We start from the raw sequence: 26623 nt of genomic DNA on the forward strand, positions 1-26623 counted from the left end.
CTTTTCGTTTTTAAATTATTATATTTATTAAATCGTTAGACCTTTTTGCCTTAGCAAAGTGATCAAGGCTTGATGCAGGTTATTCATGGTGTTTGCATCAAGTACATTCCCCTCGCTATCCTTCCAGGTAATGGAAGTACGCGTGTCCTGCGCTTGAGCGATCTTTATCGTGTAATCACCATTATCAATCGGTAATACAACCGCTTCTTCACCCCAAATAGAATCCCAAACACTGCTTTCAGGCGCTTCGTAACGAACCAAAACTTCCTGCTTTTCCCTATCGACACGAACAACCGTAAAGTTACTTCTTTCTAGGAAGTTAGAGAAGCGATCAAGTACCGCTTCTTGACCTTTTTCAGTCAGCAGCGCCGAATCACCATTCTTGTCAAACCCAAGTTCAAGTGCCAGTACACCTTGGCGCTTACGCATTTCAACTTGTAGTAAACGATATTGATAGTCAAATTCGGTCACAACTTCATTAAGCGCTCGTACCTCTAAGTGGTTCTTTTGAAGCGCAGTTAACTCGTCATCGCCTTGATAATCTATCAACTCTGCACGAATTGATGCGGTACGCTGGTGCTCTTTCTGTTCAAGGGTAAATTTAAATTTTTGCTTAGACGGCTCTACACTTTCTTCCCAAAACCAGCCGTCTTTTGGTTGGATCAGTGAATACCAAGTTGTCGTCACTGTCCCTTGTGCCTTGTTATCACTTTCAAACCCAGCGTTATGCATTGCGACGACGCCGTCCACGGCGCGCCAAATAAATGCTGGTAAATCCTCTATCCCATCATTTTTATCAAAATAAATCCTTGCGGCGTCTTCACCCTGCTCGACCCAACTACCTTGCGCAACCGTCAATACTTGCTGCGGTGCACGATAACTTACCGGCTCGGCCGTGTTCTCATATTGACCAACTGGCATGGCAAACTCAGGATCTCGGTAAGGTTGAGACAAGCCTTCAGGGGCTTTCACCGGAGCATTTGCACGATAATTTCTTTCATGATGTGCATCATTTGTGAAAATACTACAGCCGCTTAGACTCACGGCAATTCCAAGAACCAGTGATTTTGGGATCCAATACTGCACTCATTTACTCCTTAGCAAACCCTATTATTATTCGAATCAAAGTTATGATTTAGGATTGCCGAATTGGTTCACACAAAGTTGCCAAAAATTGACAATCTCTGAATTGTTAGTGCTATGACATCGAATGTCCCATCAAATATATTGGGAACACGTATTTCATAGCCAAAATTTTGCCCTATGTTACTTGTCATACATTAGAAAAACAAGCAACCATGTCCAGCAAGCACAATTCTATTTTTTATTACAACGCGCTAGCGCTAAAACTCAGATATGGTAGTATTTCGCGTTAATTATTAACCTTGAACGCATTACGTGAAATCAGAGGTTCCAAAATGACCATGCATGCAAACCATCAACTTGTCTTAACCGCCATTGGAGAAGACAGATCTGGTATTGTTGGCGAATTGACACAGCTTGTGAGTGACTGCAACTGTAATATTATTGACAGTCGAATTGCAATATTGGGCAATGAGTTTACCTTTATCATGCTACTTGCCGGTGACATGGCGTCTATCAGTCGTGTCGAGCACACTTTACCTGCCAAAGGGATGGAGCTTGGCCTTTTAACGATGATGAAACGCACCGCAAGCCATCAACAAGGCGAATACAGTGCAGGTTATACTTTGGAATATGAAGGGTTAGATACTCCTGGTACGTTAAGTAAAGTAACACGCTATTTCGCAGCGCAAGGGGTGAATATTTGTTCACTGAAGTCAGATACCTTTGAGCAAGAAGACGAGCTACATATGCGCTGCGAGCTCGAGTTTAATATTCCTGTAGATGTGGATATCGATAACTTTAAAGTTCAGTTCGAAGATCTTTCACACTCCTTAAACGTAGACTATATATTCAGACGCATTCGCTAAGGATTTACTATGAATACTTTGAAAGTCGGTGATAAAGCACCATTATTCTCACTGCAAAACCAAAACGACGAGACCGTTGAGCTTGCTACTTTATTAAAGTCACATCAAGTTTTAGTCTATTTTTACCCTAAAGCATTGACCCCAGGCTGTACCGTTCAAGCTGAAAATCTGCGTGACCACAAAACTGAACTGGCTGAATTAAACACCGTAGCCGTTGGCATTAGTCCAGATGCTGTGAAAAAGTTAAAGAACTTTGAAAACAAAAAAGAGCTTAACTTTGACTTACTTTCGGATGAAGACCACACGGTAGCCGATGAGTTTGGTGTGTGGGGCTTAAAGAAATTTATGGGTAAAGAGTATGACGGTATTCATCGCCTATCTTTCTTAGTCGGTCAAGACGGTACCATCAAGCACGTGTTCAATAAGTTTAAAACCAAAGACCACCATGAAGTCGTGATTAACCACTTGAAAGAACACGCTTAAAGTGACTCGTTAAGCCGTATATACGTATATTTGAGAAATAAAAAACGGAGCTGAATGCTCCGTTTTTTGTCCGCTTCAACCGACTTTAATCAAGCGCGTTTTCTACTTTATTAAATAAGGTAGTGATCTCTTTACTTGGTTCCTTGGTCAGTAGGCTAACAGCAAAGATAGCGACTGTCGCAACAATAAATCCTGGGACAATTTCATATAATGTCGCACTAAGCGGCTCGCCATTATAAGTAAACGGACCGTAGATCCATACCAACACAGTCACCGCACCAGATACCATGCCGGCGAGTGCTCCAGCAAAGTTCATACGAGACCAGAATAAGCTTATCAATACTAGCGGGCCAAATGCCGCACCAAAACCAGCCCAAGCATTACTCACAAGATCTAGAATCGAGCTATCTCTGTCGTACGCAAGATAAATGGCAGCAAGCGCTACAACTAGTACACTGATACGACCAACAAGCACAAGTTCTTTATCCGAAGCATTTTTGTTCAAGAATATCTTATAAAAGTCTTCAGTTAACGAGCTCGAACTCACTAACAACTGCGAAGAAATGGTACTCATAATTGCGGCAAGAATAGCTGCAAGTAAGAATCCCGCAATCAATGGGTGAAACAATAACTGGGATAAAATCAAGAAAATGGTCTCAGCATCGTCTACAACAATCCCATGCTCATGTGCATAAGCAGCACCAAACAAACCAGTGCCCACGGCACCGAGAGCTGCGACTATCATCCAGCTCATACCTATACGGCGCGCTGTTGGCATATCTTTAACACTTCGAACAGACATAAAGCGCACGATAATATGGGGTTGACCAAAATATCCAAGACCCCAAGACATTGCAGAAATAATGCCTATTGCGCCAGCTGATCCCACCCAAGTTAACATCGACGGATTTAACTCGTTCAGTGTTTGAGAAAGTGGATTATCGAGTAATGAGAAGGTAACTACAGGCACTAAAATCAAAGCGATAAACATGATACAGCCTTGGACAAAGTCAGTCAGACTTACCGCTAAAAAGCCACCGAATAAAGTATAAAGCACAACAACACTAGTTGTGATATATAAGCCGCTCTCATAACTCATGCCAAATGAACTTTCGAACAGCTTGCCACCGGCAACCACGCCAGAAGAGGTATATAGCGTGAAGAAAACAATGATCACTAACGCAGAGACTATTCTTAACGCATTTCCTTTATCTTCGAAACGATTGGCAAAATAGTCAGGAATGGTGATCGCATCATTTGCATACTCTGTGTAAACACGCAGGCGCGGTGCGACCAATAAATAGTTGAGCCAAGCACCAATCACAAGGCCAATTGCAATCCATGTACTGCTAAAACCATAGAGGAACATTGCGCCAGGTAGACCCATCAAGATCCAACCACTCATGTCGGATGCACCAGCTGAAAGAGCTGCTACACTTGGTGGCAGACTACGGCCACCCAACATGTAGCCAGACACATCACTGGTCGACTTTTTATATGCATATAACCCAATTCCCAGCATCGCAATAAAATACAGTGCGAGAGAGATTATCGTACCAATCTCCAAATTAGCCTCCTAAATTGTTAGTTGGGCTCTTCTCCAAATGTGAGCTTTTTCTATCACTTAATTATTCGATTTCTAACTCACTTTGAATAAAAGCCAAAAACATAAAGACCTCACTATAACACGCACAAACCATACACCCAACCACCTGAGACTATTGACCAAAATAGTATTTTATTTGTACCTAATTCAACTGGTTAATTATCATTCACCCTATGCTCTGTATTTACCCATATTCTGTAAACTCAATTTCCCAGCGTGACCTGACTGCGCTTTTACCTTATATTAAAGCCAATAGCATTTTGTTTGGACGGTAGTATCTATGTACTTTTACGCGGCTCGTCAGCCAATTTTTGATGTCCAAAGGGAATTGATTGGCTACGAACTTTTATTTCGTGATGGATTAAGTAACGTATTTCCCGAAATTGACGGCGATGAAGCGACAAGCCGGTTAGTTGAGGGCAGCCAGTTTACCTTTGGCCTAGATGATTTAACCAATCAACAGCCAGCCTACATTAACTTCACCCTAGAAACACTTGCTAAAGGTTATGTACAAATGCTCGCCCCCGAGCAAGTTGTTGTAGAAATATTAGAAACAGTACAACCGGGCAAACGGCTCTTAGCCTGTGTCAAAGAGCTAAAAGAGCAAGGTTATACACTAGCGCTTGACGATTACCATCACCAAAATGTGTGGCGCCATTTTTTTCCTTATATCGACCAAATAAAAGTCGACTTTTTGGCGACTAACCTTGACCAAATTCATGCCATTAAAGGCGCGATACAGGATTTTCCTAACATTGATTTAGTGGCAGAAAAAGTAGAAACCTACGAGCAGTTTGAACTCGCCAAGTCGCTTGGATTCAAATATTTTCAAGGCTTCTTTTTTGCCAAACCCGAGATGGTCAAAACCAAAGCACTAGCCCCCTCGGAATTAGCCATGGCTGAATTGCTTTATGAGACTTCAAGCGTTGAGCCCGACCTTGCTAGGATCACTCAGGTCTTCGAGCGTGATGTAAACCTAAGCTACAAACTTCTTCGTTATGCAAATAGTGCCGTATTTAAACGCCGAGCAGAGATATCGACGATTAAACAAGCCTTGGTTGTACTCGGTAGTGATGAGCTTAAGCGTCTGATCTCATTATTGTTTGCTTCACAGCTTAATACAGAAAAGCCCAAAGAACTGCTTTCACTCTCATTATTGCGTGCACACTTTATGGAAGCAATAGCAACTAAGGCCAACAAAGTCTCCGATACTGGGAGTACATTTTTGGTTGGTATGATGTCACTGATGGACGCCATTCTTGATGACGATATGGCCAGTTTATTGACGAAGTTACCCTTATCTCAAGAAATTAAATCAACTTTACTGAAGAAACCGAGTGCTTTTGGTATCTATCTAGACCTTGCAGAATCTCTGGAAAAAGGTGATTGGGATAGTGTTGAAACCATATCAAAATCTCTTGGCGTAACCAGCCAAAATATCGCAGAGCTATATCAAAAGTCGCAAGTTTGGAGTGACACTCAAATAAAAGCGATAGAGTAACCTATCAAAGGATGCGACAATCTGTCGCATCCCGCTAAGCACCTGATAGCGATAAAATAAGTTCACCAAAACAACTTCAAAGTGAACTTATGAAACGCACCCTACTCTCTCTTGCTATTGTTTCCTTATCCCCCATAACTCATGCCGATGAAATTGAAAAAATCGTTGTTATTGCACCGATGCAAACACCAATTACGCTAACAACGGATACCAAAGCAGTACGCCAACCACTACCAGCACAAGATGGCGCGGATTTACTCTCTTCAATCGCCGGGTTCTCACTAATTAAAAAAGGCGGCGCAAGCGCTGACCCTGTGTTTCGCGGTATGGCAGGCTCTAGAATTGCGATTATCGCCAATAATGGTCAAACGCTGGGTGGTTGCGGTAGCCGCATGGATCCGCCAACGGCATATATTACGCCACAATCCTACGACACCTTAAAAGTCATCAAAGGCCCACAAACTGTGTTGTATGGGCCAGGCAACAGTGCTGCCACTGTGGTATTTGAGCGTGAAAATGAACGCCTAGCTAAGTCAGAAGTGATTGGCTTTACCAATGCGGTGCTGTCGAGCCAAGGCCGCCACAGTGTTAACAGTGATATCAAGGCTGGTAATGAACGCGGATACGCTCGGATCGCTGCAAATTACAGCGATGCTGATGATTATGAAGATGGCAATGGTACCAAAGTTCACTCGGCTTACGAGCGCTGGAATATAGACACAGAGTTTGCCTATACCCCAAGCGATGACGCCTTTTACTCTATCACTTACGGGGTGAGCGATGGTGAAGTTGCCTATGCCGACCGCATGATGGATGGTAGCCTCTTCGACCGAGAAAATATTGGCCTGAATATCAAATTATCCTCCCTTTCATCTCTGATTGAAGAGTTAACATTCAACGCATACTATAACTACGTCGACCACATCATGGACAATCATAGCTTACGTCCTTTTGTTGCTAACATGATGATGAAAACACCAACCTCCTCCAATCCTGACCGTAAAACTTATGGCGCAAAGCTTACGTTGACTTCAGAAATCAATGCCCAACATACTTTTGTCTACGGTGTCGATTATCAAGCAAATGAGCACCGCAATCGAGTCAGCCGAGATCAATTCAACAATCCGGTAGAAACGATGCCGCGCCAAATAGATGCTGAATTTAGACAGCTCGGTGTATTTGCCGAGTTCGAATATCAATTGGGTCGCTCCAGCCAATGGGTTAGCGGATTACGCATTGATGATTGGCAGAGTGAAGATCATCGCACCATGATAAACGCAATGATGTCAATGAAACCAAACCCAACCGCCCTACAAACAAGAGACGATACGTTATTCAGCGGATTTAGCCGTTATCAAGCACAGTCTGAAAACAGCAGCTATTTTGTCGGTTTCGGCGTTACAGAGCGTTTTCCCGATTACTGGGAAGTTGTCGGTGGTAGTCGAGGAAGTGAAACGTCTATTTCTGCCTTTAATGTCGATACTGAAAAGACCTTGCAATTAGATGCTGGATTGGTAAAACAGTTCAAGGCCATTAACGTCAATTTCTCGGTGTTCTATAACCAAATTGACGACTATTTATTAGTCGACAATATGTTTGAAAAGATGAATATGACGTCAAAAGTGACCAGAAATATTGACGCGGAAACCTTCGGTTTTGAGGGTGAAGTAATGTGGCAAGCGAGCAAAGCGCTACAACTCACCGGAAGTATCAACTATGTAAAGGGTAATAACCTTACTGACAATCTCGCATTAGCTCAGCAACCACCTTTGCAACTGCGTATTGCAAGCAATTACCAATTAAGCGATAAGTGGCAACTAGGCGGATTGGTAAGATTAGTACAACACCAGCATAGAGTGGCGATTGGACAAGGGAATATTGCAGGTCAGGATATCGCTGCAACGACTGGATTTGGTACACTTGCACTCAACACCAATTATCAATATAGCGATGCATTACAACTCAGTGCAGGAGTAGATAATGTGCTCGATAAAACCTATGCCGAGCATTTAAGTCGTTCAGGCGCCGCAGTAAGTGGCTTTGACCAAATTGATCGAGTCAATGAGCCGGGAAGGACGCTTTGGGCAAATCTCAACTGGCGCTTTTAAGTTTTCGCAAAGATAACGAAAAGGTCGGCGATTGCCGACCTTTATTTTTACAGGTTCTCTAAAAAGTTCTCGTCAAAATCATCCGGCTCTTCTTCCATTGGCGGGTTGCCATCAAATAGCTCGTACAATTGACGTTGATAGTATACATCCTTTAAGAAAGTGTATGGATCAAGCGACTCATTTAGCAGCTTTTCTTGTGACATCAAAGCCGCTCTTGCCTCAACCGCACGCAGCGCAAACACTAATACTGTTTGTGGCGTGGTGAGTGCAATTTCTGGCAAGACAAAGTTATCGACTACATCACCCGTTAAGTTTCTCGCGGTCGTCGGTCCCATACCTGGGATCATAATATACGCACCATCACCAACGCCCCACACCCCAAGGGTTTGGCCAAAATCTTCGTCTTTAAGCTCAAGGCCAAGTGTTTTCGCAACATCAAACAAGCCAAAAATACCGACCGTAGAATTAACTAAAAAGCGAGCAACATTGATTGCCATATGATCAGGCTTGCCCTGCAATGCCGCGTTTACTGCATCGGTCGGCGCGGCGATGTTGGTGGTGAAATTAACCACACTACTGCGCACAGGAGCGGGAGTCACCGCAACATATCCTTTAGCAACAGGCCGTAAGATATAGGCGTCCAACACATCCATATTGAAGTCATAAAGTGGACGGTTAAGTGATTGAAATGGATCTCGTGGATCCTTTTTCTCTTCGGGTACTTGCGCACAACCGACAACGGTCAGCACAAGTAAACCTGTGAGCACAGCTTTAAGCATTTATTTCCCTGTATTTGTTAAGACACGACTAATCTCGACAGTGAGCTGATTTTCGCCTTGTTGAAGTTCAATTACGCTTGAAGCACCCTCTAGTTCTCCATCTGAAGGCATTACTGAACCATCATTAGAAATACGTGCGGTGACCGTAACTTGAGAAAATTTCGACAAGGTTAATTCAGGCATCATTGCCATACTATCATCTAGGTTTACCGTCATTGGCAAGTTAAAGTTTGTAATTTTGGCGACCGCCAATGGCATGGCTGGGCCTTCAGCCGCTTTTGCAAAAACGAACAACGTGCTGTCCTTTGGAATCTTGTTCTGTAACTCAGCTGAAATGGTTACAGTAGCGACAATACCAGCTTTTACAGCTACTGGTTCATCTGTTTGTTGACCCAACTTTTGCTCGATTTCAGCAATCCGCCCTGCGATCATCTCATAACGCGGATCATCTTTGGTTAATTGTGACAACAAGACTTCAAAAGCGGCTTTTGACTCTTTCCAATCTTGACGTTCATAGGCAATTAACGCCAGCAAGCTAATCGCATCAATATTCGTTGGATCATTCTTGAGCACTTTTGACAACATTCTGGCCGCGCGATTCATACTTGGCTCTGAGCCCTCTATCAATAATGCTTGGCTATAATTCACCAAAACATTATTGTTATTAGGTTGCATCACGAGTGCTTTATCAAATGCCTGCATCGCCATCTCAAAGTCACTAAGTGACATTGCAACACGACCAAGTAACATCCATGCAACTGCATCGTCGCCAGCGGTTGCTAGTTTAGTTCTTAGTCCCAGCGCAAATGCTTGTAGCTCGTTGGCATTTAGCGGCTCTCCAGATTGCATTACTGCACGCTCACCATACTCAGGTAACTTTTCAACGGCTTCATGCCAGCTAGCTATTTGCCTGTGGCTACCCGTATAGTAATAAAAGACACCTGTCACCAGCACCATAAAAGCAATACCTGTCAGCGCTAATACACGGTTGTCACCACGACTCGTCAATGATTGTTCAGGCGATAACTCGTTCAATAAGCGACGCTTGAGTTCAACCACAGATTCATTATAACTGTCTTTTTCGATACGCTGATTAGCAAGCTCTTCTTTTAACTCTTCCAAACGCTGATGAAAAATATCGATACGCTCGGCGTTCGCATCGTGATCAACCGTGACGCGCTTTTCCTTTTTAATAAACGGAAAAACCACAAACAGACCGGCAAATATGCCTAGCAGAAGAAACAAAAACCACATTTGAGTTAAATCTGTCGAGAATTCGCTCACTGCTCACGCTCCTGACGTTGATATTGATTAATGAGCTCAGCTAGCTTTTGTTCGTCTGCGGCATTCCAATCTTGTTTTTTCGCAGCGCGTTTTTGACGAAATATAATAAAGCCGAAACCTAAAATAATGATTGCCACTGGCAGCACCCAAAGTACGATTGTTGCAGGCGTAACAGGTGGTTGATAATGAACGAAATAGCCATAGCGGTCGATCATATAATCAATGACCTCTTGCTTAGACTGACCTTCATTAACCAATGCGATGACTTTGTCACGCAGGTCTTTGGCAACGACGGCATCTGAATCTGCAATGTTTTGGTTCTGGCATTTAGGGCAACGTAGCTCATGAGTCAGCTCTCGGAAAGTTTGCTCACGTTCCGCCGTGGCAAAGTTATACTTATCTTCCGTTGCTTGCGCCGCTGCAGTAATCATCATTAAAAGCAAAACAATTACATATTTCATTGCGTTAACTCCTGATAGATTGCCGCAAACTTAGTGCGCCACACGCGTTCATTGATGTCGCCAGTATGATGCAACAAAATCTTACCTTGCTTATCTACCAAAAAAGTCTCTGGCGCGCCTGAAACTCCTAGATCCAGTGCTAGTGTACGCTCCAAATCAAGAATGTTAAATTGGTATGGGTTACCAGCACGACTCAGCATGTTATTGACATCTTGTCTTAGTGCATTGATATCAAACTGGTCGCCAAAATCAGGGTCATAAGCCTGCTCGTAATACAGGCCTATTATTTTCACGCCACGCTCTCTAAGCTCAGTTAAATAACCTAGCTCAGCGATACACGTTGGGCACCAAGTGCCCCATACGTTCATCAAGTAGACTTCACCCCTAAGCGAGTCGGCGGTCCAAGTTTTATCACTATCCATTAGATCGGGTAAAGAAAACTCAGGCATAGTGTGTCCTAAACGGCCTGTCTGAAGTTCTCTTGGATTACCAAATAGTCCTTGGTACAAAAACACACAAAGGAAAATAAATATCAAAAAAGGCACTAAACCTAATAACTTGCGGTTCATGTTAAGCCTCCACTTGGGATGATTTTTTAACGCGGTTGCGGTAGCGTTTATCCGCAAGCACAATGAAGCCGGCAAAAGAGATAAGTAGCCCACCTAGCCACATCCAGCGTACGTATGGTTTGTGATAGATCCTAAGCGACCACGCGCCTGCAGAAAGCGGCTCGCCGAGTGCTAAATATAAATCACGGAAGAAACCATCATCAATAGCGGCTTCGGTCATAAACTGCATCCCTACATCATAACGGCGTTTTTCTGCATGCAGCTCGGTTACTTTTTTACCATTTTTGAATACCGTCACTACGCCAGCATGACCACCGTAGTTCGGGCCTCGAATTTCTTTTACGCCATCAAAGCGATATTCGTACTCGTTTAGCATCGCCGTTTCACCGGGTTTCATGCTCACGGAGCGCTCAACTGAGTATGCTGAAGTTAGCGTCACCGACGCGATAACAAAGGCAATACCAATGTGCCCAAGTACCATTGCCCAATAGCTCAATCCTAGCTTTTTAAAGCCGATCGCAACACTTGGGTGAACAGTCACTTTATTAAATAAGTCAGCAGCAGTAGCCACACTTATCCACACAGCCAGCGCTGTCGCAACAAACGTTAGTGGTGCCACCACTTCGTAGCTCGAGTACAACCACGTCGCGGTGAGCACTAAACTCACCGCAATCAATACAGCCCATTTTTTCACTAGTGGCGGCATTTTATTTTGTTTCCAGCGCAGCATAGGGGCTAAACCCAGCAAAATCGCGAACGGCACGATTAATATCGCAAACATTTGGTTAAAGAAAGGTACGCCAATAGAAATAGAGCCTAAGCCCAACTCTTTGTGGATCATAGGCAATAGCGTGCCCAATAATACAATCAAGGTCGCAACCACTAAGAAGATATTGTTGATCCATAGCGCTACTTCACGCGAAATGAATTGATAACGCCCTTCGCTATATACTTGAGCTACGCGCAGTGCGTAAAGCGCTAAGCTGCCACCCACAACCACAGCTAAGAATGACAGGATATATAAACCACGGTCAGGATCGGTTGCAAACGCATGCACCGATACGATAATGCCTGAGCGAACGATAAAGGTACCCAGTAAACATAAACTAAACGCGGTGATAGCAAGTAGTACTGTCCAAGACTTAAACACACCACGTTTTTCCGTTACTGCGAGTGAATGCAATAAAGCGGTTGCAACAAGCCAAGGCATCAGTGAAGCGTTTTCCACCGGATCCCAGAACCACCAACCGCCCCAGCCAAGCTCTGAGTACGCCCACCAACTACCAATTGTAATGCCTAGAGTAAGAAAGCCCCATGCGGCCATTGTCCAAGGACGAGACCATTTAGCCCAAGTATTATCAAGTTTACCGGTTAAAAGCGCAGCAATTGCAAAAGAGAAAGACACAGATAAGCCAACATAACCCATATAAAGGAGCGGCGGGTGAATGATCATACCTGGGTCTTGCAATAATGGATTCAAATCACGCCCTTCAACAGGGAAGTAAGGAAGCAAACGCTCAAACGGGCTCGACATCCACAGGGTATAGAGCATAAAACCCACCCCTAAAAAGCCAAGGACACCTAACACACGCGCTCGCAATACCCACGGTAGCGACTTTGACATCACAGCAACCAGCATGGTCCACATGGATTGCATTACCAACCACAGTAAAATTGCGCCTTCGTGTCCACCCCATGTTGAGGTGATTTTATAATACCAAGGTAAAGTACTGCTCGAATGATGCGCCACATACGCAACCGTAAAGTCATCCATTAACGTTATGTAGATCAGTACCATAAATGAGAAAACAACTAGAATACACTGACCAACGGCCAGTGAAGGAGCGGCTTTCATCAGCCTCAAATTACCCGTATAAGCACCCCACAATGGGAAAATACACAGTAATAAGCTCAATGCCATCGCCAGAACTAAGGCGAAGTAACCTATTTCTGGGACCATTTTAGTTCTCGCTGTTTAAATTATATTTTGGCTTTTCGTGTTTAATGCCTTTCACGGCTTCAGCCACTTCTGATGGCATATACTCTTCATCATGCTTGGCAAGTACTTCAAACGCTTCAACTACATTAGACTCAACTAACGTCCCTTGCGCTACAATACCTTGGCCTTCACGGAATAGGTCAGGAAGGATGCCTTTGTAACGAATAGTAACCATAGGACCAGTGTCGATAAGTTTAAATGACACATCTAAAGACGTTTCATCACGCACCACTGAACCTGGCACAACCATACCGCCAATACGCAGCTTCTGGCCAATTTGCGGGATTTCTTTTAACTCACCTTTACCTTCAACAAGCTCGCTCGGCGTGTAAAACAAATTAATATTTTCTTGTAGTGCATAAAGCGTAAGCCCAACCGCTGCGCCAATACCAAAGATTACGGCAGCAACGGTGAATAATCTCTTTTTGCGTCTAGGATTCATGCTTGCGACTCCTCTTTTGCTTTTTTAATCCGTGCTTCTCTTGCCATTTGCGCTTTAACTGCTTGCTTTAGCTTCTTACCATCCAAGATAGAGCCGACTAACATACCAGCCAGTATTAATGCACATGAGCCGAATGAGAGCCAAACATAAAAGCCATAGCCACCCATGGCTAAAAATTCACTGAAGGATTCAAACTGCATGATTAACCCCTATTCACTAATTCGCGGACCCAAGGACGGTGTTGTTCGCTTCGTAAAATTTCATTTTTCAAACGAATTAGCGTAACCACGCCAAGCACACCAGCAAACGCCACTATGTTGATCAACAAAGGCCACAACATGGAAGGATCAATCGCTGAAGTATCAAATTTGGTGATAGTTGATCCCTGATGCAGCGTATTCCACCACTCTACCGAGAAATGAATAATAGGCAGATTAACGACCCCGACAATGGCAAGAATACAGGCAGCTCGACCACCTGATTTTTTATCTTCAAAGGCATGATATAGAGACAAAACACCGAAGTACAAAAACAATAGGATAAGCTCTGACGTCAATCTTGCATCCCAGACCCACCAAGCGCCCCACATAGGTTTACCCCAAGCAGCACCAGTGATTAACGCAATCGCAGTCATTGCCGCACCAATAGGTGCAATGGCTATAACCGCCAGTTCAGCATTACGAATTTGCCATACCAAGGCAACAATAGCCGCAATAGCCATAGACGAGTATGCGCCCATCGACCAGATAGCCGACGGTACATGAATAAAGATAATACGATAGCTGTCTTTTTGTTGGTAGTCGGCTGGCGCATAGGCTAACCCCCAAACCCATCCAACAATTAAGCCCACTACCGCAATCACGGCAAAGTAAGGAAGCAAGGTGTTACACAGTTGGTAAGCACGCTCCGCTTTGGCATAAGGATGTAACCACTTCCACATTTTAACTTACACTCACTCTTAAAGCTGACGATATGGCAATTGGTGCGGCAACAATTGCGACGGCAAGCATCGCACCAAGGATTGCAAGCTGACCACCATACGCTAAAGACATGCTACTGGTATCTATGGCGGACGTTGCAAAAATCAATACGGGGATATAAAGCGGAAGGACGAGTAAACTCATTAAAATGCCACCCTTTTGCAATGCAACGGTGAGTCCTGCGCCAATGGCCCCAATAAAACTTAATAACGGTGTACCTATCAGTAAGGTCAGTACAGTCGCATTGAGAGACTGCGATTCGAGATTCATTAACAGCGCGAACAACGGCGCAAGCACCACCATTGGCAAACCACTGACTGTCCAATGCGCTGCTACTTTTGCTAATACTGATAGCGATAAAGGATAAGGTGAAGCAATCAATTGCTCTAATGAGCCGTCGTTGTAATCGTCCCTAAATAATTTATCTAGACCTAACATAGTCGATAAAAGTGCCGCTACCCAAATAATACCCGGAGCCATTCTGGTAAGCAGCGCAGGTTCAGGCCCAATTGCTAACGGAAATAAGGTGATCACGATAAGGAAAAACAACAAAGGATTGACTATCTCAGCGCGTTGTCTAAAGGCCAAGGTCACATCTTTGGCATAAACCGATTTAAAAGCTAACCAATAAGAATGTTGAGTCTGCATTACAAACGGTACTCCAATGCCAAGGTTTGTAACTGTGCAAAATGTGCGGTTAGATCTTGGTGGGTCGTCAATAAAATGGCGCCCCCCTTGTCGAGATGAGACTGAAATTGGGTTTGCAACATGGCGACCCCTTTTTTATCCAGCGCAGTAAATGGTTCATCTAGCACCCAAAGCTTGGCCTGATTCAGCCACAAACGTACTAACGCAACACGGCGCTGTTGGCCTGCCGACAATGTCCGCACAGGTACATCTTCAAGCCCTATTAAACCGAGCTTGGCAAGCAATGTATAGACTTCTTCTTCATCGGCCTGAGCGCCATGAACCATAAGCCAATGTTGAACATTTTCGTAGGCACTAAGTTGTTGATTGACACCTGTCTTATGACCAATAAATAATAAATCGGCAGCGAATGAATCATAATCATCGCGGATATCAGTGTTGTTGTAGCGGATCTGCCCTTCGTCCGCTCTGGCGAACCCAGCAATGATCCTCAACAAAGAGGTTTTTCCGGCACCATTTGGGCCTTCAATTTGCATGATCTGCCCCGCATGGAGAGTGAAACTTAATGAGTCAAACAAGCATCTATCTTGTTTGGTACAAGTGACGGCGTCTATCTCTAGCAAACTTGGGCTTCTCTTTACCTAAAATTGGGCGTTAGTCTAACATAATGGTATGGTAATACGAATAATCCGATGCGACCGATTAGCGAAAATTTGATTTAAAATAATGAATAAGCTGCCAATTACAACAAATACGACGACAGCATCTGTGATAAGCACAGATAATAGCGAAGTATCGAGATTAGACTTAGCCAAAAACCAACCGTTTGCAGCGAAGAATATCCAAATTAGTAACGATAAACTAAAAATGGATGTGGCAATTGATGGCCGCTGGCAAACTATCCAACTAGCGCTTAAGCCTCCAACCCAGCCCAATCAGCTTCCAGAAGCACAGGTTAGTATTGATGAAACTGGCAAGGTGGTCACCTTTCAAACGCCCAAATTACAAGCGCAAGTAACGCTGACAAAACAGCTTTTTGATATTTTAACGACGCTAAAGACGCACACGCCAAGCCCAGTAGTACAGTCTTCAGCAACCACGTTGCCAGACGCCACATTGCACATCAAGGTGCTTGATTTAAAAATACCGCTTCCGCAAGCCGTGGCACAATTGCTCGCAAGTGAAAACAAACTCATTGCGCGTCTTAGTGCCCAACAAAGTAATGTTTCCTTGCAGGTCGTCAATCAATTTAAAGACTTGCTGTTTAGTACGGCTTTACCTAAGTCAATGATTGCAAAACTTATCTCTAGTCAACTTAGCAGTGTTGAGGTGAAGCCTCAGCCAAGTGGAGTAACACTTAACATTCATGACCGTTCAATAACCTTATCGCCAATAAGCAGTAACTGGCCTGCAGCAACCACATGGCAAAAAGGCGAAGTAAAAACGGCTTTCAATGGAATTGATATCACAAAATCGACACAACAAGTAAAAGTAGAGACCATAAAGCCGCTTAGCGCTTTGCTGCAACAAGTCACTGCAGTGAATAAGGAAACCCCCTTACCGCTTGAGTCACGCTTAGCATCAGTACATACGCTGGCGTATGACAAACCGTTACTTGAAGTCAATCTGCAACAAATTAAGTCAACAGTAGTAAAAGCGTTGCAAGTACTGATCGGAAGACCTTTTGGGAAGCCACTCACAAATCAGGTTGATCAGCCCGCGAACTCCCCAGTCAAGAACGGCCAAAGTCATGTTTTGAGTCGTTCGGCCTCAGTGCTGTATATGCAAAGTGAGGAAGTAAGTGCTCACAATGAGAATAAACCAAGCACACCACTACAACAGCTCACAAACCAAATAAAACTTAATCTTACAGAGCTGATGGCAAAGCAACCATTACCGTTGCAAAAAAGTCACTTCCCCTTGCAAAGCGAAAAGTTAGCCAGCTCCATTGCTCGTTACTTACAACACCAGCTCGCAGAAACACCAAAATATCAAGCGCCACCGGTTGATTTTGAGGTGAAACAAAAAGCCCTGTCCTTATTATTGGACACTCTCACGGGTAAACTGTCGCTTAGCAATAAGCAAGTTGAACAGCTGACACAAGTCTTAGAGCGGCCGCTTTATCGTAAAGCGAGTTCTGCGCCTGTAGATTCTGCTAAAACGTTCCAGTTGCAATCTACAACACATTCACAAGGCACAAAAGTAACCGCTACGCCTTCTCAAGTACCGCAGCCTACCAGCAATCAAACTAAAGGGGTAATTGAAGCTCTGCTTACTCTGCCCATGACTAAGGCCGAACAAAAAGAAAACACACCAAACATGTTACGCCAAGCTTCTGCAACCATCGAAAAGCTCGTCAAAGCAGATACATTCAAACAAACGCCTGAATTGCAGAAATTAGTCAATCAAGCATTTTCGCGCTTGCTTGATGACCGTTCAGTCAACGCGCTCACCGTTAAAAACCAGTTAGAAAGCCAACTGGGCATGGCAACCTTTGCTAACACGCCAACAAGTTTAGCTCAATCGAGCTTTACACAAATGTTGGACCGTTTAATTGTGTCGCTATTAGGTAGTCAGGTGGCAAACCAAACTCAGAGCAATGAGCAAGCAACGCAAAAAATACAAGCTTTACTGGATGCGCTGCTACCACAACTGAAGTTGACCTCACCCAAGCAAACAACTGAAGCGCTACAACAACCACAAGCAAAAGAGCTGTTAAACGAATTAGGACAATTGCATAACCAACTACAACCGCAACAATCACAAACTACAACCACCAACTCTGCGAAACAAGACAGCGAAGCACAGTTAATTATTAACCTGCTCTTTCCCACCAAAGTAGGACAAGAGCAACAGCAAACACAATTACAAATAGGTGAATATAAAAAGTCGCCGAAACCTGGTATGCCGGAGAAGTCTGTGTGGTTTATTCGTCTTTGTTTTGATTTTGCAGAAAAAGGTCAGATCCATGCCCAAGCCGAGCTGATGGATAAAGCCCTGGAATGTGCATTAGTAGCCACCTCCAATCAGGTCAAGCAGCTCGCAGAGCCACATTTGGCAACGCTCAGACATAAGTTAGCATCTCATGGGCTACAAGTCGCAGAGATAGGCCTTAGGGAAGAAGCCAGCTTTCAAGATAAGTTCTTTAATGAACACGCAATTATCAACATTAAGGTGTAAAGAAATGACACAAAAATCTGCAATCGGGCTGTTATATGAAGCTGGTAGCGCACCTCAGGTCACCTTTAAAGGATATGGCGAACTAGCAGAGGAAATTATTGCGCTGGCAAAAGAGAAAAACATCATGATCCATGAGGATGAATCATTAGCACAAACACTCAGTGCACTTGAGTTACACCAAGAGATCCCAAGGGAACTCTACTATGTGATTGCTGAACTCATCGCTTTTTCTTACATTATGCGTGGTAAGTTTCCAGCTGGTTGGGAAGGTTTTCGTGGCAAGCTAGATATTAAGGCATAGCCAAAATTTCCTACTTTCTAGGGCCTGTTGACCTTTGCTGTTTGATTTTTGTTCTCCTGAGTGTGTTTTGATCGCGACGCTCGACTTGCCGCCTAGTAATCTAGGCAAAAGTTGAGCAACAAAGAACAAAGCGCACTCAGGGGAACCCAAAGGGCAGCGCTTGATTGGAATTTCTTCTGTGTTATCGCCTAACTTACATAGAATAACTATGCTACGCAGGCTCTGCCTTGTATAAATACCAATCAAACTGCTGCAAAAACAAACTTGAAAGGTCAACAGGCCCTAGACAATCATTTTGATTTGTTATGTAAAGACATGAGCAGCTCTGCCTCAGCTCTTGGCAACTCACACTCGTGCATCACCTCTTCAATATCAGCACCAAGCTCCACCATTTTCACGGCGCGAGAATACATTTTAGCGTCAGGGTCATCATATTTCTGTGCTGCTTGCTGATTCGCAACGTCATTTAACTCTTGCTCGGTTGCGACCACCCGCTTACCAATACTCATGATACTGGCACGTAACTCCGCAACTTCGCTGCGTAATATTGCTATTTGTTGCTCAGACCCCTGCAGTGAGCTCGAAAGTTGCGCTGTTTGCCCCTGCGCATTCTGTAGTTTTTTACTCAGCACAAAAACAAACCTCAAGCATACTAACGCAAGTATGCTTGAGGTTATTGATATAACGAGTAAAACGGTTTGTGCGTTTACTACTTCAGACATCTAGATATGACTCAGCTCATCCCATTCATCATCGTTTAATAGCTTATTAAGATCGACTAAGATCAACAGCTCGCCTTCTCGATTTGATACGCCTTGGATAAACTTAGCGCTCTCTTCGGTACCTATGTTTGGCGCGCTGTCAATTTCCGAGCTACGTAAGTAAACCACCTCAGCAACGCTATCTACTAAGATACCAATAACTTGCTTTTCGGCTTCGATAATCACAATTCTTGAATTATCCGTTACTTCAGCACTTTGTAGACCAAACCTAGCTCGCGTGTCTATAACCGTTACAACGTTACCACGCAGATTAATGATCCCGAGTACGTAGCTTGGTGCACCTGGGACTGGTGCAATTTCGGTGTAACGCAGCACTTCTTGTACTTGCATTACATTGATACCGTAAGTTTCCTCTTCAAGCTTGTAAGTAACCCATTGCAATACTTCATCATTACTATCAGCATTTTTGTCTGCAGAAAGTAGTCTATCTTGGCTCATGGTTTCACTCCATCAATATACTAGTTACTGCTCTCGACTATCGAGGCCTTGTTCTAGCAAACGGTTTAAATTCTCTACATCAATCAGCGCGCACATTTTCTCTTTAATCACTCCAGCCAACCAAGGCCGTTTACCATCTGCTGTGCGCCACTTTATGTCTTCAGGCTTGAGGGTTAAGTTGTTGACTAGTTTTTCTGCTAACAGTCCCCAGTTACTATCCCCAAGTGTAATCAAATACTGGTAATCCAGCGTATCTTCTAATTCTGGCGTTAACTTTTCAGGCATCACCCATCGTGCAGTATCAACAACATTGAGTTTTTCTTCACGATTTAGCATCACACCCTTAAACCATTTAGGTTTACCAAAGAGTTGATTGACTTCGCCCAGTTGGTGTATTCCCCCAAGTGATTTCAGCGGAACCGCCAGTGTTAAGCCTGCCACTTCAAAAAACAATGCCTGAAATTCACCTTCTTGATAGGCTTCCCTTGCAGAAACAGACTCTATCGTTGCCTGTTCTTTGATAATAGATGTATTTTCAGTGACTTCAAGATCATGAGCCAATTTACTCGGCTGTTCTTGAATAACTTCACTCACTGACTCCAGAGGTTCTGTTGCAACTACGACTGAGGATTCTATTTCCTCAAGTTCTGATTTAGGTTCTTTTACTTGTTCAAGTAGCTTTGCAACTGGTGATAATTCGCATTGTTCAATCTCTGGCTCCTCTTGCAACAGGGCACCAAGATACTGCTTCATCACCTTCTCATTTGCAAATAAATGCTTACTCATTATGCTCTCTAGCTTAACTGCTTCAAATAGTCCAATAGTGCACGATAAGCGAACACGCCTCGTGATTTAGGACAAAATTGTACAGGGACTTGTTGTGCAAGGCTTGCATCCCTAAACTTGGTATCTACAGGAACCACGCCTGGCCAAACGGCATCTTTGTATGTTTCCAGCAACGTTTTATACGCCTCCAACGACGCTTTAGTCCGTTTATCATACATAGTTGGAATAATAGTATATTGGTACTGTTTCTGCTGTGAAGACTGCATTAGCTCCATCGTGCGCATCATTCTATCTAGTCCCTTCAACGCCAAAAATTCAGTTTGAACCGGTACCAAAATTCGCTCACTCGCTGCTAATGCATTTACCATCAATACCCCGAGCACTGGTGGACAGTCTAAAATAGCATAGTCATATTGATCCGCTATCTTTTCGAGCGATTTCTTTAAGATAAGTCCCATGCCCGTTTTATTACCCATGCTACGATCAAGCGTAGCAATGGCCATAGTAGCAGGCAGAATATCCAAATTTTCAATAGTCGAAGGGCAAAGAGACTGTAAAATTTCTTCGCTCGTCATGCTGCTGCCGCGTGCAAAAATATCATACACACTGACTTCCAACTCTTCAGAATCAATACCAAAGTAATATGTAAGTGAAGCATGTGGATCGGTATCAATAAGCAAAACCCGATGACCTTGTTCAGCAAGAATGCCTCCTAAGCTCACCGTTGTCGTGGTTTTACCCACGCCACCTTTTTGATTTGCTACTGTCCAAATTTTCACTCTATATTCCTTTGCTTATCACTATTGATTGCGTTCAATAGATACTATACCAACTCAATGTTATTCATTCTTTTTAGACGTTTGATATTTACAAGCTTCAAGCAAAATAACCAAATCGTGGCTTAGCCTATTAGTTACCAGCTTCTTTATTAATTCTTGCAGCAAAGTCTTGTAGCGCGATACTATCAGACGAAAGTCCAGCGCCAGCGACTGCTTGAGGCATCCCATAAACGACACAAGTCGCTTCATCTTGCGCCCAAATGGTGGCACCAACCTGTTTTAGCATACGAGCTCCATCTCGACCATCAGCGCCCATCCCCGTTAATACAATCGCTAACGTGTCGCCACCATAGGCTTTTGCAACACTTGCAAATGTCACATCAACGCTGGGTTTATAGGTGATCCTTGGACTATCATCTTCAAACACTTTTAGTGTCTTACTACCACCGCGATTTTCAACCAGCATTTGCTTGCCGCCAGGCGCTAGATAGGCCATGCCTGGCATTAATCTATCACCCTGTTCTGCTTCTTTAACCTTAATCTGGCATAAACTATTTAATCTTGCTGCAAACGCAGGTGTAAATGCGGCTGGCATATGCTGGATAAGTAAAATTGGATGAGGAAAGTTTGCTGGCAACTGCGTCAATATTGTCTGCAGTGCAACGGGTCCACCTGTTGATGTACCAATTGCAACCAGTCCATATTTCTTACCTGATGCTCTAGCACCCGCAGCACTGGATGTGCCACCAGATACCGGTCTCTGAAAACTTCTATCCGGTTGAGGGATCGTTGCTCTTCCAGTGTCAGCGCGAGTTGCTCTAGACTCGACGCGCTTTGGCGGAGTCGCGATACTAGGGCGAGTAAAGCGGCTAACTCGGCGGCGGCCAATTTCCTTTACCTTGTTTTGTAACGATTTAATTGCGTCTTCGCTATTACGAGCGATGTCTTCAAACTTTTTCGGTAAGAAATCAACTGCGCCCGCATCCAGTGCATCTAACGTAGCACTAGCGCCTTCACGAGTTAGCGAAGAAAACATTAAGATGGGGGTCGGTGTGGCCTGCATGATCTGCTTCACCGCACTGATCCCATCAAGCACAGGCATTTCCACGTCCATCGTAATTACGTCTGGACGCAATGAAGCGGCCTTTTCAACCGCCTCCTTTCCATTAACTGCAAAATCTATAACTTTGATTTCACTGTCTTTTTCTAAAATTTCACTGACTCGACGACGAAAAAAACTGGAGTCGTCTACGACTAACACTTTAACTGCCATTGGCAACGCTCTTTAATTTGCTCTACAGCAGAGCAGCACATGCTGCTCTAGAATTCGAACTACGCCTAATAAAATTAGGCGTAGTGTTTTAATAAGTTGGGGACATCAAGGATTAGCGCAATACCACCATCAGATGTGATGGTCGCACCGGCCATACCTGGTGTACCTTGTAACAAAGCATCTAATGGTTTGATTACGACTTCCTCTTGGCCTATCAGAGAATCAACCACAAAACCGACTTGCTTGGTACCGATTTGAGCAATAACAACATGGCCTTCAGCCTTTCTCATGCCCCTATTAGCACCTTTTACCAACCAATGCTCAAGATAAAATAACGGGATCGCCTTTTCTCTCACTATAATAGTCAATTGACCATCAACTACATTCGTTTTAGTCAAATCTAAATGGAAGATCTCGTTCACACCGGCAAGTGGTAACGCAAACGTTTGTTCTCCGACTACCACCATCAAGGTAGGCAAAATAGCCAATGTAAGCGGCACTTTTATCTCTAATACGGTACCAACACCCAATTCTGATTGGATGTTTACCGAGCCATTCAATTGAGTGATTTTCGTTTTAACAACGTCCATCCCTACACCGCGACCAGAAATATCTGAAATTTGTTCTTTTGTTGAAAATCCAGGTGCAAAGATCAAGTTATAGGCTTCAGTATCAGACAATCGGCTTGCTTGATCGGAGTCAATAACGCCTTTATTTATAGCAATTTTCTTGAGTTTTTCAGGATCCATACCGGCGCCATCATCTCGGATGGTGAGAAGAATATGATCCCCCTCTTGAGATGCTGACAACGTGACAGTCCCCATTCTTGGCTTACCCGATGCTTCGCGCACATCAGGCATTTCAATACCGTGATCCACTGAGTTTCTCACTAAGTGAACCAATGGATCTGCGAGCGCCTCAACAAGGTTTTTATCTAAGTCTGTCTCTTCACCTTGTAAAACCAGGTTGATTTCTTTTTTCAAGCTACGCGCAAGGTCCCTCACCACTCGAGGGAAACGACCAAATACCTTTTTGATCGGCTGCATCCGCGTTTTCATCACAGCGCCCTGCAAGTCTGCGGTCACTACATCAAGGTTCGAAATAGCTTTACCCATGCTTTCGCTGTTGGTGTTATTCGCTAAACTAACCAAGCGGTTACGCACCAATACTAATTCGCCAACCATATTCATGATTTCATCAAGACGTTTGGTATCAACTCGCACTGTAGTCTCAGCTTGCGCAGCAGGTTTCTTTGCAGCTGCTGGCGCAGAAGCTTTTGCAGGCTCTGGCTCTTTTTGCGGGGCTGGAGTCGCAGGTTTAGCTTCAACTTTAGGCGCAGGCTTTGGAGCAGGTTTCGGAGGTGGCGCAGCTTTAGCAGGCTCAGGTTGAGCTGGCTCAGCTTCTGAGATATCTGTCGGCGATTCATCTACCGCTTTAGGAGCACTGCCTTTACCATGAAGTTCGTCAAGCAAAGCCTCAAACTCATCATCGGTAATTTCTTCATCTCCAGAGGGCACACTCGCAGCGCCTGATGACGTTGCTTTAGCCGCAGGCTCACTGGCTTGAGAAGTAGCCGCATCTTCTGCATTTGGTGCTCCACCAAATTTCCCAACCCCATGGAGTTCATCTAAGAGATTATCGAACTCGTCATCGGTGATATCGCCGTCATCTGCAGTTGACACCGTTTCAGGTTTAGCCGCCGGTGCGACAGCAGGCGCATTACCAGAGCCGTGTAACTCATCTAATAGATTTTCAAATTCTTCTTCTGTTATCTCATCAATGCTAGAGCCGCTATCATCGCCTGAATCTGCGTCCGCATCGAATAGAATATCATCCGCACTTAAATCTGGTACAACAGACTCTGGCTCTGAAACAGGTTCCTCAATCACTTCACTGACTTCGTCTTCAGATGCTGGTTGGCTGAGTTTATGGAGGGTTTCAAGCAACACAGGATCGGCAGCTTCGGGTTCCTCTCGGTTTTGAATACAAGCGAACATTTCGTTGATCGTATCCAAAGATTGCAAAATAACATCCATTAATTCTGACGTTACTTTTCGCTGCCCTTGTCTTAGTACATCAAACACGTTCTCTGCACCGTGACAGGCATCAACCAGTTCGGTCATACCGAGGAAGCCTGCTCCACCTTTAACAGTATGGAAGCCACGGAAAATCGCATTGAGAAGTTCTTTATCTTCGGGATTATTTTCTAGTTCAACAAGCTGTTCAGATAACAGTTCTAATATTTCGCCTGCTTCAACAAGAAAGTCCTGCAAGATATCTTCATCGACTTCAAAGCTCATACACACTCTCCAACTAGAAGCCTAAACTAGATAGCAAGTCATCGACTTCGTCTTGACCAGAAACCACGTCATCTCGCGATTCAGCGTCAATAATTGGACCTTCAGGTCCAGACAATTCATCACTGATAGTCTCAGTTGTTTTTATTTCGTTTTCATTCGCATTTTCTGCAACTGCAGGCGCTTCATCCGAAGTACCAAACACAGTTAGAAGGTGAATGAGACTATCTTCTACTTCTCTCACAAGCTCAATGACTCGACGGATGACCTGCCCAGTCAAATCCTGATAGTCTTGCGCCATCAGCACATTAGTCATTAAGCCTTGTAATTCGTCTGTACGTGTCTTTGAAGTCTGCATAAAGCTGTCGAGATCATGACACAGAGATTTAAACTCACCGAGTTGAATATCTCTGCTCATCAACCGATCCCAAGTAGGCTTTATTTGTGCTAACTCATCCGCAAGATTCTGCGCAAGAGGTAAGCTTTCTTCGACCGCGTCCATCGTTTTATTAGCAGCGCTTTCTGTCATTTCCATAACATAATTAAGACGCTGCTTGGCGTCAGGTATAGCCTCTGTCGTGAGATCTGAGAGTCGAGTATCCAGCTCAAAGTTCTTCAAGGACTCGTGTAATTGGCGAGTTAGCTTTCCAACTTCTGCAAATAACTCCGATTGCTCTTTGTTAGCAGCTTCTAAAATCAGCTGGTCAGCTTTTTCTTGTTCACCTTGCTCTAGTAGCTCAACAAGTTGCTTGGCTTGTTCAAGTGTAATTTGCGGCGCAGCATTTACAGACATAGGCCATATCCCCTTGCTGTTTAGCCTAGTCGCTCAAATACTTTTTCAAGCTTAGTCTTGAGCGTACCTGCAGTAAACGGTTTAACAATATATCCGTTCACCCCAGCTTGCGCTGCTGCAACAATTTGTTCTTTTTTCGCTTCTGCGGTAACCATCAACACTGGAATGTGCTTAAGCTTTTCATCTGCGCGTATTGCACGAAGCAGATCAATACCTTGCATGCCCGGCATGTTCCAATCAGTTACTACAAAGTCAAACTCCTGATTTTGTAGCATCGGAAGTGCTGTACTACCATCATCAGCTTCTTGAACATTGGTAAAGCCTAAATCTCTTAATAGGTTTTTGATTATTCTTCTCATAGTAGAGAAATCATCAACCACGAGAATCTTCATGTTCTTATCCAAAACTTCCTCCAGTGAGGTTCGAACCCAACTATTTTATGTACTCTAATTTATCCAGTCATTGATTTTAGCTTTGAGCTTTATCATTGCCTGACCGTGAATTTGGCTTACTCGAGATTCACTGACATCAAGGATGGCACCAATCTCTTTTAAATTCATTTCGTCGTTATAGTAAAGTGACAACACCAGAGCATCCCTTTCGGGTAGTGCTTTGATAGCATTTACTAAAGACTCGTTAAAACGTTCATTTTTAACGTTATTAAACGGTTTGTCTAGCGCAAAATCGCTGTTTGCTGGGGTTATCACATCTTCATCAACCCCTAGATCCTCAATGCCGATGACTTTACTTGCATTTACATCATGTAAAATATGATGGTACTCATCTAAAGATATATCAAGTTTTTCAGCGATTTCAGTGTCTTTTGGTTCGCGGCCAAGGAGAGACTCGAGCTCAGATATAGCTTCGGCTACCATTCTGCTGTTTTTATGTACGGACCGAGGGGCCCAATCTCCGCGACGGATTTCATCTAGCATTGCACCTCGGATGCGTATCCCCGCAAAGGTCTCGAAACTAGCGCCTTTAGTAGCATCGAAATTTTTAGATGCTTCAATCAATCCAATCATACCTGATTGAATTAGATCGTCGAGCTGCACACTTGCCGGAAGCCGAGCGATCAGGTGACATGCCACTTTTTTGACAAGTGGAGCATGCCTCTCGACCACTTTATGGATATGGTCAGAAGTTTGATATCCCGCAGCTCTGTTGACCGGAGAAGCCATA

The 26623-nt window shown here is 44.0% G+C and carries 27 protein-coding genes; 6 read left to right on the forward strand and 21 right to left on the reverse strand.

All coding sequences use genetic code 11. The annotated features are described in order from the left end of the window. Window positions 1-27: 27 nt before the first annotated feature. Entirely contained in the window at window positions 28-1086 is a 1059-nt protein-coding gene (gene bamC / locus L1271_RS13355; protein ID WP_102056503.1) for an outer membrane protein assembly factor BamC, read from the reverse strand. 332 nt (window positions 1087-1418) lie between these two features. On the opposite strand from bamC, the gene L1271_RS13360 reads away from it, so the two are divergent. Further along, window positions 1419-1952, forward strand: coding sequence for a glycine cleavage system protein R (locus L1271_RS13360; protein ID WP_010606389.1), 534 nt, complete (start codon window positions 1419-1421; stop codon window positions 1950-1952). Between the two features lie 9 nt (window positions 1953-1961). Continuing rightward, window positions 1962-2435 (forward strand): thioredoxin-dependent thiol peroxidase, encoded by a 474-nt coding sequence (gene bcp / locus L1271_RS13365; RefSeq protein WP_102056502.1) that lies wholly within the window; start codon window positions 1962-1964, stop codon window positions 2433-2435. Between the two features lie 85 nt (window positions 2436-2520). Here bcp and putP read toward each other — a convergent pair whose 3' ends face one another. Then, the gene (gene putP / locus L1271_RS13370; protein WP_235368045.1) at window positions 2521-4002 is read right to left on the reverse strand and encodes a sodium/proline symporter PutP; all 1482 of its coding nucleotides are present in this window, start codon (window positions 4000-4002) and stop codon (window positions 2521-2523) included. A gap of 319 nt (window positions 4003-4321) precedes the next feature. On the opposite strand from putP, the gene L1271_RS13375 reads away from it, so the two are divergent. Together L1271_RS13375 and L1271_RS13380 are read left to right on the forward strand one after the other, a co-directional pair. Continuing rightward, entirely contained in the window at window positions 4322-5542 is a 1221-nt protein-coding gene (locus tag L1271_RS13375) for an EAL and HDOD domain-containing protein (RefSeq protein ID WP_010606386.1), read from the forward strand. A gap of 89 nt (window positions 5543-5631) precedes the next feature. After that, complete coding sequence (locus tag L1271_RS13380) at window positions 5632-7650, forward strand: TonB-dependent copper receptor (RefSeq protein WP_102056500.1); 2019 nt, start codon at window positions 5632-5634, stop codon at window positions 7648-7650. 47 nt (window positions 7651-7697) lie between these two features. On the opposite strand, the gene L1271_RS13385 is transcribed toward L1271_RS13380, so the two are convergent. The 10 genes from L1271_RS13385 to ccmA are packed head-to-tail and all read right to left on the reverse strand — an operon-like array spanning window position 7698 to window position 15435. Beyond that, on the reverse strand, window positions 7698-8429 hold the full coding sequence (locus L1271_RS13385; protein WP_102056499.1) for an MlaA family lipoprotein: 732 nt from the start codon (window positions 8427-8429) through the stop codon (window positions 7698-7700). Next, window positions 8430-9683, reverse strand: a complete 1254-nt coding sequence (gene ccmI, locus L1271_RS13390; RefSeq protein WP_211200860.1) for a c-type cytochrome biogenesis protein CcmI — start codon at window positions 9681-9683, stop codon at window positions 8430-8432. Window positions 9684-9709: 26 nt separating this feature from the next. Then, the gene (locus L1271_RS13395) at window positions 9710-10174 is read right to left on the reverse strand and encodes a cytochrome c-type biogenesis protein (RefSeq protein WP_102056497.1); all 465 of its coding nucleotides are present in this window, start codon (window positions 10172-10174) and stop codon (window positions 9710-9712) included. Then, a complete protein-coding gene (locus L1271_RS13400; RefSeq protein ID WP_102056496.1) occupies window positions 10171-10743 on the reverse strand; it encodes a redoxin family protein in 573 nt (190 codons plus the stop codon). Before L1271_RS13400 ends, L1271_RS13395 begins: the two co-directional genes overlap by 4 nt. A gap of 1 nt (window position 10744) precedes the next feature. Beyond that, window positions 10745-12703: a heme lyase CcmF/NrfE family subunit gene (locus L1271_RS13405; protein WP_010606380.1), complete on the reverse strand. Its 1959-nt coding sequence runs from the start codon at window positions 12701-12703 to the stop codon at window positions 10745-10747. Between the two features lies 1 nt (window position 12704). Further along, on the reverse strand, window positions 12705-13184 hold the full coding sequence (gene ccmE / locus L1271_RS13410) for a cytochrome c maturation protein CcmE (protein ID WP_010606379.1): 480 nt from the start codon (window positions 13182-13184) through the stop codon (window positions 12705-12707). After that, window positions 13181-13384, reverse strand: coding sequence for a heme exporter protein CcmD (gene ccmD / locus L1271_RS13415; RefSeq protein ID WP_010606378.1), 204 nt, complete (start codon window positions 13382-13384; stop codon window positions 13181-13183). Before ccmD ends, ccmE begins: the two co-directional genes overlap by 4 nt. A gap of 2 nt (window positions 13385-13386) precedes the next feature. After that, entirely contained in the window at window positions 13387-14124 is a 738-nt protein-coding gene (locus L1271_RS13420) for a heme ABC transporter permease (RefSeq protein ID WP_010369087.1), read from the reverse strand. A 1-nt stretch (window position 14125) separates the two neighbouring features. After that, on the reverse strand, window positions 14126-14812 hold the full coding sequence (gene ccmB / locus L1271_RS13425) for a heme exporter protein CcmB (RefSeq protein WP_010606377.1): 687 nt from the start codon (window positions 14810-14812) through the stop codon (window positions 14126-14128). Continuing rightward, window positions 14812-15435, reverse strand: a complete 624-nt coding sequence (gene ccmA / locus L1271_RS13430; RefSeq protein ID WP_235368046.1) for a cytochrome c biogenesis heme-transporting ATPase CcmA — start codon at window positions 15433-15435, stop codon at window positions 14812-14814. Before ccmA ends, ccmB begins: the two co-directional genes overlap by 1 nt. 103 nt (window positions 15436-15538) lie before the next feature. Here ccmA and fliK point away from each other — a divergent pair, with 103 nt between their 5' ends. Further along, window positions 15539-17992: a flagellar hook-length control protein FliK gene (fliK, locus tag L1271_RS13435; protein ID WP_235368047.1), complete on the forward strand. Its 2454-nt coding sequence runs from the start codon at window positions 15539-15541 to the stop codon at window positions 17990-17992. 4 nt (window positions 17993-17996) lie between these two features. Further along, window positions 17997-18293 (forward strand): EscU/YscU/HrcU family type III secretion system export apparatus switch protein, encoded by a 297-nt coding sequence (locus L1271_RS13440; protein ID WP_235368048.1) that lies wholly within the window; start codon window positions 17997-17999, stop codon window positions 18291-18293. Between the two features lie 290 nt (window positions 18294-18583). On the opposite strand, the gene L1271_RS13445 is transcribed toward L1271_RS13440, so the two are convergent. From L1271_RS13445 to L1271_RS13485, 9 genes are all read right to left on the reverse strand, one after another. Beyond that, the gene (locus L1271_RS13445; RefSeq protein WP_102056493.1) at window positions 18584-19015 is read right to left on the reverse strand and encodes a DUF2802 domain-containing protein; all 432 of its coding nucleotides are present in this window, start codon (window positions 19013-19015) and stop codon (window positions 18584-18586) included. Then, complete coding sequence (locus tag L1271_RS13450) at window positions 19016-19513, reverse strand: chemotaxis protein CheW (RefSeq protein ID WP_102056492.1); 498 nt, start codon at window positions 19511-19513, stop codon at window positions 19016-19018. 24 nt (window positions 19514-19537) lie between these two features. Beyond that, window positions 19538-20299, reverse strand: coding sequence for a chemotaxis protein CheW (locus L1271_RS13455; protein WP_102056491.1), 762 nt, complete (start codon window positions 20297-20299; stop codon window positions 19538-19540). An 8-nt stretch (window positions 20300-20307) separates the two neighbouring features. Next, a complete protein-coding gene (locus L1271_RS13460; protein WP_010606373.1) occupies window positions 20308-21078 on the reverse strand; it encodes a ParA family protein in 771 nt (256 codons plus the stop codon). A gap of 130 nt (window positions 21079-21208) precedes the next feature. Next, window positions 21209-22351 carry a protein-glutamate methylesterase/protein-glutamine glutaminase gene (locus L1271_RS13465; RefSeq protein ID WP_010606372.1) on the reverse strand — a complete coding sequence of 381 codons (1143 nt, stop codon included), beginning with the start codon at window positions 22349-22351 and terminating at the stop codon, window positions 21209-21211. 74 nt (window positions 22352-22425) lie between these two features. Further along, on the reverse strand, window positions 22426-24651 hold the full coding sequence (locus L1271_RS13470) for a chemotaxis protein CheA (RefSeq protein WP_010606371.1): 2226 nt from the start codon (window positions 24649-24651) through the stop codon (window positions 22426-22428). A 13-nt stretch (window positions 24652-24664) separates the two neighbouring features. After that, complete coding sequence (locus L1271_RS13475; RefSeq protein WP_010606370.1) at window positions 24665-25441, reverse strand: protein phosphatase CheZ; 777 nt, start codon at window positions 25439-25441, stop codon at window positions 24665-24667. A gap of 20 nt (window positions 25442-25461) precedes the next feature. Further along, complete coding sequence (cheY, locus tag L1271_RS13480) at window positions 25462-25845, reverse strand: chemotaxis response regulator CheY (RefSeq protein ID WP_010369104.1); 384 nt, start codon at window positions 25843-25845, stop codon at window positions 25462-25464. 42 nt (window positions 25846-25887) lie between these two features. After that, the gene (locus L1271_RS13485; protein WP_010369105.1) at window positions 25888-26622 is read right to left on the reverse strand and encodes an RNA polymerase sigma factor FliA; all 735 of its coding nucleotides are present in this window, start codon (window positions 26620-26622) and stop codon (window positions 25888-25890) included. Between the last annotated feature and the right edge of the window lies 1 nt (window position 26623).

Source organism: Pseudoalteromonas sp. OF5H-5 (assembly GCF_021530695.1).
Lineage (GTDB): Bacteria > Pseudomonadota > Gammaproteobacteria > Enterobacterales > Alteromonadaceae > Pseudoalteromonas.